At 54.8% G+C, this 2,316-nt stretch carries 1 rRNA gene; it reads left to right on the forward strand.

The window, feature by feature from the left end:
* Positions 1 to 2,220: ribosomal RNA gene (locus tag IWX64_RS16725) — 23S ribosomal RNA — on the forward strand; the annotation flags it as partial.
* Positions 2,221 to 2,316: the final 96 nt, after the last annotated feature.

The raw sequence follows: 2,316 nt of genomic DNA on the forward strand, positions 1-2,316 counted from the left end.
GTGTTTCTTACCGGAGGTAGAGCTACTGGATGGCTAATGGGCCCTACAAGGTTACTGACGTCAGCCAAACTCCGAATGCCGGTAAGTGAGAGCGCAGCAGTGAGACTGTGGGGGATAAGCTTCATAGTCGAGAGGGAAACAGCCCAGACCACCAACTAAGGCCCCTAAGCGTGTGCTAAGTGGGAAAGGATGTGGAGTTGCGAAGACAACCAGGAGGTTGGCTTAGAAGCAGCCATCCTTGAAAGAGTGCGTAATAGCTCACTGGTCAAGTGATTCCGCGCCGACAATGTAGCGGGGCTCAAGTACACCGCCGAAGTTGTGGATTTCAGATATTAGCTAAGCCGGAGACTTGTTCTCCTGAGTTCAGGCGTCTGGAGTGGTAGGGGAGCGTCGTGTGGGCGGTGAAGTCGCGGTGTAAACCAGCGGTGGAGCCTACACGAGTGAGAATGCAGGCATGAGTAGCGAAAGACGGGTGAGAAACCCGTCCGCCGAATGATCAAGGGTTCCAGGGTCAAGCTAATCTGCCCTGGGTAAGTCGGGACCTAAGGCGAGGCCGACAGGCGTAGTCGATGGACAACGGGTTGATATTCCCGTACCGGCGAAAAACCGCCCATACTGAGCAGGGGATACTAACCGCCCAATACCTGACTGCCCACCCTTTTAGGGTGACGTGGTTTTTGGTGGAGCGCGGGACCTGATCCTGGGAGGTAAGCGTATTAACAGGTGTGACGCAGGAAGGTAGCCGGGCCGGGCGATGGTTGCCCCGGTCTAAGGATGTAGGAGGGACCATAGGCAAATCCGTGGTCCTGGTTTTGATACCGTCTCTGAGACCCGATGGGCCCCGTTATGCGGGGATCCGGTGATCCTATGCTGCCTAGAAAAGCATCGGCGCGAGGTTTTAGCCGCCCGTACCCCAAACCGACACAGGTGATCAGGTAGAGAATACTAAGGCGATCGAGAGAATTATGGTTAAGGAACTCGGCAAAATGCCCCCGTAACTTCGGGAGAAGGGGGGCCTCACCCGTGACCGACACTTGCTGTTGTGAGCGTTGTGGGGCCGCAGAGACCAGGGGGAAGCGACTGTTTACTAAAAACACAGGTCCGTGCGAAGTCGCAAGACGATGTATACGGACTGACTCCTGCCCGGTGCTGGAAGGTTAAGAGGACCGGTTAGTGCCCTTCGGGGTGCGAAGCTGGGAATTTAAGCCCCAGTAAACGGCGGTGGTAACTATAACCATCCTAAGGTAGCGAAATTCCTTGTCGGGTAAGTTCCGACCTGCACGAATGGAGTAACGACTTCCCCGCTGTCTCAACCATAAGCTCGGCGAAATTGCACTACGAGTAAAGATGCTCGTTACGCGCAGCAGGACGGAAAGACCCCGAGACCTTCACTATAGTTTGGTATTGGTGTTCGGTGTGGCTTGTGTAGGATAGGTGGGAGACTGTGAACCCTGGACGCTAGTTCAGGGGGAGTCATCGTTGAAATACCACTCTGGTCATACTGGATATCTAACTTCGGCCCGTAATCCGGGTCAGGGACAGTGCCTGATGGGTAGTTTAACTGGGGCGGTTGCCTCCTAAAAAGTAACGGAGGCGCCCAAAGGTTCCCTCAGCCTGGTTGGCAATCAGGTGTCGAGTGTAAGTGCACAAGGGAGCTTGACTGTGAGAGAGACATCTCAAGCAGGGACGAAAGTCGGGACTAGTGATCCGGCGGTACATTGTGGAATGGCCGTCGCTCAACGGATAAAAGGTACCTCGGGGATAACAGGCTGATCTTGCCCAAGAGTCCATATCGACGGCATGGTTTGGCACCTCGATGTCGGCTCGTCGCATCCTGGGGCTGGAGTAGGTCCCAAGGGTTGGGCTGTTCGCCCATTAAAGCGGTACGCGAGCTGGGTTTAGAACGTCGTGAGACAGTTCGGTCCCTATCCGCTGCGCGCGCAGGAAATTTGAGAAGGGCTGTCCTTAGTACGAGAGGACCGGGACGGACGAACCTCTGGTGTGTCAGTTGTACTGCCAAGTGCACCGCTGATTAGCTACGTTCGGATGGGATAACCGCTGAAAGCATCTAAGCGGGAAGCCTGCTTCGAGATGAGATTTCCATACACATTTGTGTGAGAGGCCCCCAGCCAGACCACTGGGTTGATAGGCCGGACGTGGAAGCAAGGACTAACGACTTGTGAAGCTGACCGGTACTAATAAGCCGATAACTTACACCACACACACCACCCGTGAACGGCATCAAAAGACGTTCACACCCCGGATGGTGTAAAAGATATGCTGCTTTCGTCCACTATGCGGTTCCCAACCAACAAC

This window comes from Arthrobacter sp. CAN_A212, from assembly GCF_015752345.1.
GTDB lineage: Bacteria > Actinomycetota > Actinomycetes > Actinomycetales > Micrococcaceae > Arthrobacter_D.